The organism is Paenisporosarcina sp. P5_A11 (genome assembly GCF_056400705.1).
The window spans coordinates 1-4,729 of the sequence record NZ_JBFUKT010000219.1 but is presented as its reverse complement, the minus strand read 5'-3'; the positions used below and the strand labels follow the sequence as shown (position 1 = coordinate 4,729).

5 protein-coding genes are annotated in these 4,729 nt (G+C 35.0%); 3 read left to right on the top strand and 2 right to left on the bottom strand.

The window, feature by feature from the left end; translation table 11 throughout:
• The first annotated feature begins 35 nt into the window (after nt 1-35).
• The 3 genes from AC1DOS_RS18090 (at nt 36) to AC1DOS_RS18080 (ending at nt 2,954) form a co-directional block, all read left to right on the top strand.
• Complete coding sequence (locus AC1DOS_RS18090; protein ID WP_477538618.1) at nt 36-521, top strand: GNAT family N-acetyltransferase; 486 nt, start codon at nt 36-38, stop codon at nt 519-521.
• A gap of 308 nt (nt 522-829) precedes the next feature.
• The gene (locus AC1DOS_RS18085) at nt 830-2,212 is read left to right on the top strand and encodes an alkaline phosphatase (protein ID WP_477538617.1); all 1,383 of its coding nucleotides are present in this window, start codon (nt 830-832) and stop codon (nt 2,210-2,212) included.
• Nucleotides 2,213-2,294: 82 nt separating this feature from the next.
• On the top strand, nt 2,295-2,954 hold the full coding sequence (locus AC1DOS_RS18080; RefSeq protein ID WP_477538616.1) for a DUF4352 domain-containing protein: 660 nt from the start codon (nt 2,295-2,297) through the stop codon (nt 2,952-2,954).
• Between the two features lie 500 nt (nt 2,955-3,454).
• On the opposite strand, the gene AC1DOS_RS18075 is transcribed toward AC1DOS_RS18080, so the two are convergent.
• Complete coding sequence (locus AC1DOS_RS18075) at nt 3,455-4,246, bottom strand: N-acetyltransferase family protein (RefSeq protein WP_477538615.1); 792 nt, start codon at nt 4,244-4,246, stop codon at nt 3,455-3,457.
• Nucleotides 4,247-4,385: 139 nt separating this feature from the next.
• Complete coding sequence (locus AC1DOS_RS18070) at nt 4,386-4,601, bottom strand: helix-turn-helix domain-containing protein (protein WP_477538614.1); 216 nt, start codon at nt 4,599-4,601, stop codon at nt 4,386-4,388.
• Nucleotides 4,602-4,729: the final 128 nt, after the last annotated feature.

Below are 4,729 nucleotides of genomic sequence, written 5' to 3'. Positions count from 1 at the left end.
GATGATTAACATCCCTTTTCTCAAATATAAAATGAATTCACCCGAACAACAGCGCATTTTTAGCGTCTGTTATTCGGGTTACAATTCATCTTGATGGAGCTACTTGGGCGCACCATAAGGAAGGGGGGAGCACAAAGTGCTCCCCTCTTTTGTCAGAGAATACCAGAATGTTTGTAGGCATTCTTAACGGAGAATTCGTTGGTTTTGTGGCTTTAGTTACTTTGCCATCTCCCCAAGCTAGTCACCGAGCTACTATCGAAATTGGTGTACACAGATCGTACTATAAAAAAAGTGTTTGGACATCGTTAATGAGCAAAGCGGAAGCCTGGGCACAAGAGGTTGGCATTTCTCGCTTAGAACTAACAGTTGTTGAAAATAACGTACCCGTGCTAGATCTTTATAAGAAATTGGGATATAGCGTGGAAGGCACACGAAGTAATTCATTATTGATTAACGAGGAATATATAAATGAATTGTATATGGGGAAAAATTTTACTAAGCGACTCCTGGCATTTAAATAAAAAATCAAATGTAGTAAACGGTTTAATATCGCTGTCGTCATTCTTTCTAAAACGCACCTATCCTATTTCACTTACTACAGTTAAATATTCATATTAATTTGGGTGTCCATTAATAGTGGATGCTCTTTTTTTCAATTACGCATATGAATCGAGCCCTCGATCATACAACCATTTTTACTACATGTTCAATAATCACTTAGATTTACATGCTTTTAATCTACCTTTACGTAGGCTTAATAGGAGATTAACAATCTTCCTTTATAGTAAATCTTAGAGTCATATTAAATTGAAATTTGGAGGTTATTCATATGTTTAATAATAAAATAACAAAAAAACTTCTCCCTGTTTGTGTAATTTCAGCACTTGCGTTGGGTGGCTTGGCTGGAACAATTCCCAATACGTATGTACAAGCTGAAGAAAACAAAAGTAATAATGCGAAAATCAAAAATGTTATTTTCTTAATCGGGGACGGAATGGGTTCCACCTATACTTCAGGCTATCGTTATTTTAAAGATGATTCTTCAACAGCTGCTGTTGAAAGAACAGTATTTGATAAATACCTCGTTGGACAACAGATGACTTATCCAGAAGATCCTGCACAAAACGTAACAGATTCTGCTGCCGCTGCAACAGCAATGTCTGCCGGCATAAAAACATATAACGCGGCTATTGGGGTGGATAACGATAAATCTGAAGTAAAAACCATATTAGAGGCGGCAAAAGAAAAAGGTAAAGCAACAGGCCTTGTCGCTACATCTGAAATTACACATGCAACACCAGCATCATTTGGTGCTCACGATGAAAACCGTAAAAATATGAATGCTATTGCTGATGACTACTATGATGAATTAGTGAATGGCAAACATAAAATTGACGTTCTTCTGGGTGGCGGTTCTGCAAACTTTGTTCGCCCTGACCGCAATCTTACAGAAGAATTCCAAGAGTCAGGATTTAGTTATGTGACAAACAAAGAGCAACTTTCAAAGGATAAAAACGGGCAGGTTCTTGGATTATTTGCTCCTGGTGGACTGCCAAAAATGATTGACCGTACAAAAGAAGTTCCCTCTCTTCAAGATATGACAACATCAGCAATTCAACGCTTAAGCAAAGATAAAGACGGCTTCTTCCTAATGGTAGAAGGAAGTCAGGTGGACTGGGCAGGACATGATAATGATATTGTAGGTGCAATGAGTGAAATGGAAGACTTTGAAAAAGCAGCACATGCCGCAATTGAGTATGCTAAAAAGGACAAGCATACACTAGTTGTCATTACAGCTGACCATTCCACAGGCGGATATTCTATTGGTGCAGATGGAAATTATAACTGGTTTGGCCAACCGTTAAAAGCGGCTAAGCGCACACCTGACTTTATGGCAGAAGAAATTGCTAAAGGTGCGGATGTTGAAAAAACATTAAAAACGTATATTGATCAAAATCTATTAGCATTAAGTGCACAAGAAATTCAATCTGTTAAAGATGCAGAAAAAACTAAAAAAGTCACTGAAATTGACAATGCAATCGAAACAATTTTTAACGAGCGGTCACATACTGGCTGGACAACTGGAGGTCACACAGGTGAAGACGTACCTGTATATGCCTACGGACCTTACAAAGAACGATTTGCAGGACAAATTGATAATACAGATAATGCTAATATTATCTTCGAGCTTTTAGGCGAATCAAAAAAATAAAAATTAACACATAACATAAAAAATCCCGTTGCTCTTTAAAAGCAACGGGTGCTTTTATCATGTTGATCTTAGGGGGATTCATATGAAAAAATTATCTTATATCCTGATGTTCCTACTACTTCTCACGGGCTGTTCAGCAGAAAACAACGCTGAAAATCAATCTAGTGGAGATCCAGTGAAAACAATCGACCAAACGGAAAAAGTCCAAAGTGTAAAAAAAGACGTCTATGTACCGAACCCGCAAATAACGGATGACATTAATCTTGTGACAGTTGGAGAAACCGTAACTGATGATAAAGGTGAACTTACACTAAAATCTTATAAAAACATAAATAAAACTGTAAATATGGGCGGAGTAGAAATGGTTTTAACAGAAGCCAAGCTGATGCATTATGTTCCAGATTACAGCATGATTGACTTTTTTCATGCCTATACTCATGAAGAAGAATTTGACTTTGTAAAGGTAGGAATAGAAGTTAAAAACACATCTAATGAGGACATAAAATTCACACCAGTTGCTTTTGTTAAAACGAGCAGCGGTGAGCTAAAAACATGGGAAGATGACATATTCCTCGAGGAATTGACTGGAGAAATACAAACAAACGGTGGTAAGAAAGGCAATATTGGTTTCATTGTGGAAAACACGGATGATATTAAATCAATCGAAATTCTAACTAGCGATGTTGTTAACAACGAGGACGAAAGCATTGAAAAAGCGAAAACTATAAAAGTTGATATGTAATTTTAACCCTGTCCCTTCTAATGAATGAGCATCTACAAAAAAAGTAGATGCTTTTTTATTTTGATTAATTTAGCTGTATTTCTCATTAACTATAAAACTTAAAATATTCCATTTAACCTCTAATAAAATAATGCCCATAAAATAAAACTAAAAACGCTAAAGTGACATAGAAAAAAGTCACTTCTTTTTTTGTGAAACAATATCCCGAAAGTCGAAATGTCTATTCCATTAGAATACATTACACTAGTGTCATTAAAGAAATCAAAGAACAATAAAGATGTTCTCAAGACGGTTGTGGTAATTCGATAGAGAATATCTAATATTTTTCTAGATTTCAAGTTCATAAGAAAAATACATTTCGAGAAATATCTTAAGAATAAACCAATGATACACAAGCATTTATTTAGAATTATCGGATTCATATTTATCGGATGGATTCTTTCAAAACGTAAATATAAACACCAAAAACCTCTTTTAGAGGTTTTTTTACGGTGTGCTTTTTATATATTTTTCCCCATATACAATTCATTTATATATTCCCCGTTAATCAATAAAGAATTACTTCGTGTGCCTTCTACTACGTATCCCATCTTTTTATAGATAGCTAGAGTAGGTTCTTTTTTTTCAACAACTGTTAATTCTAATCGAGAAATGCCAACTTTAAGTGCCCAAACTTCTGCTTTTTTCAATAACGATGTCCTAACACTTTTTCCATAGTACGCTCTGCTTACACCAATTGTAATAGTAGCTCGGTGACTTGCTCGGGGAGAAGGACCGGGAACTAAAGCCACAAAACCCGCGAATTCTCCGTTCAAAATACCGACAAATAACCTGGTGCTCTTTGATTGTTTCCATTCGACAATTCTTTTGCGAATGGATTGAAGAGACATTTTGTACTCATCTTTCCCAAACAGTATAAAGTCGAATTCTAAGTCAACCTCATGTTGAAGCTTAATGAAAAAACGCGCATCATCTAATTCAACAGGACGAATAATTAAAATATCCTCTGTATTAGTTGAACTGACATTTATTACATCAGTTTCTTTAACAAAAGTCACGGAACTACCTAATTTAATTTCTTTAATTGTAAAATCAGAATTCATCCAAGCTGAAAAGTGTGTGGAAGGTGGTTTCGATTTCTTCCACCATGTAATATTTAAATACGCGGCATTTGGTAATGGTAGACCCACAATATTTTCGATAGCAGTATATGTCAGAGTGACTTCGTTGTGTGTAACTTTTGTAAAAAACGAAGCAAGAGGGAGATACTTAGTCTCTACTTTCGTTACCATAAATAACCTCATTTCTAATTAAAAAGATATGGAGACTGATTGCTACAAATTTGTCAATTTCACTAGTAGGCTAAAAGATTTTTAATGAAAAGAACCCCACTTCATAGAAGAGCAAAGAAATTCCCTTTTGAAGTTATTATTAGCTGTGAAAGCTTGCCTTTATGTCCTCTTTACCTGGAATAGTTGGAATTAAACCTGCTCTTGATCGGGTGAATATTTTAATGTTCAGTTCTTCTTCTAAGCTGCTTATGGCTTGGCTAATACTTGAAGTGGATATATACAATCTTTCTGAGGATTGAGTAATTGATTTAGAATTGGCAATATCATTGATAATCAATAATTGATTAATTCGCATAATTTATTTCCTTTTTTCCGAAATAGTTATTAACATATCTCTCTAAGAAAATTAATATTAGATAAGTTTATAATATTCTGTTATTTCAAGCCTATTCTTGATATAGTTCACATAATAGAGTTCTCAAG

Excerpts from the sequence above, each read along its gene's own strand:
- AC1DOS_RS18085 (WP_477538617.1), top strand. The coding sequence starts at position 830 with ATGTTTAATAATAAAATAACAAAAAAACTTCTCCCTGTTTGTGTAATT.
- AC1DOS_RS18080 (WP_477538616.1), top strand. The coding sequence starts at position 2,295 with ATGAAAAAATTATCTTATATCCTGATGTTCCTACTACTTCTCACGGGC.
- AC1DOS_RS18075 (WP_477538615.1), bottom strand. The coding sequence starts at position 4,246 with ATGGTAACGAAAGTAGAGACTAAGTATCTCCCTCTTGCTTCGTTTTTT.
- AC1DOS_RS18070 (WP_477538614.1), bottom strand. The coding sequence starts at position 4,601 with ATGCGAATTAATCAATTATTGATTATCAATGATATTGCCAATTCTAAA.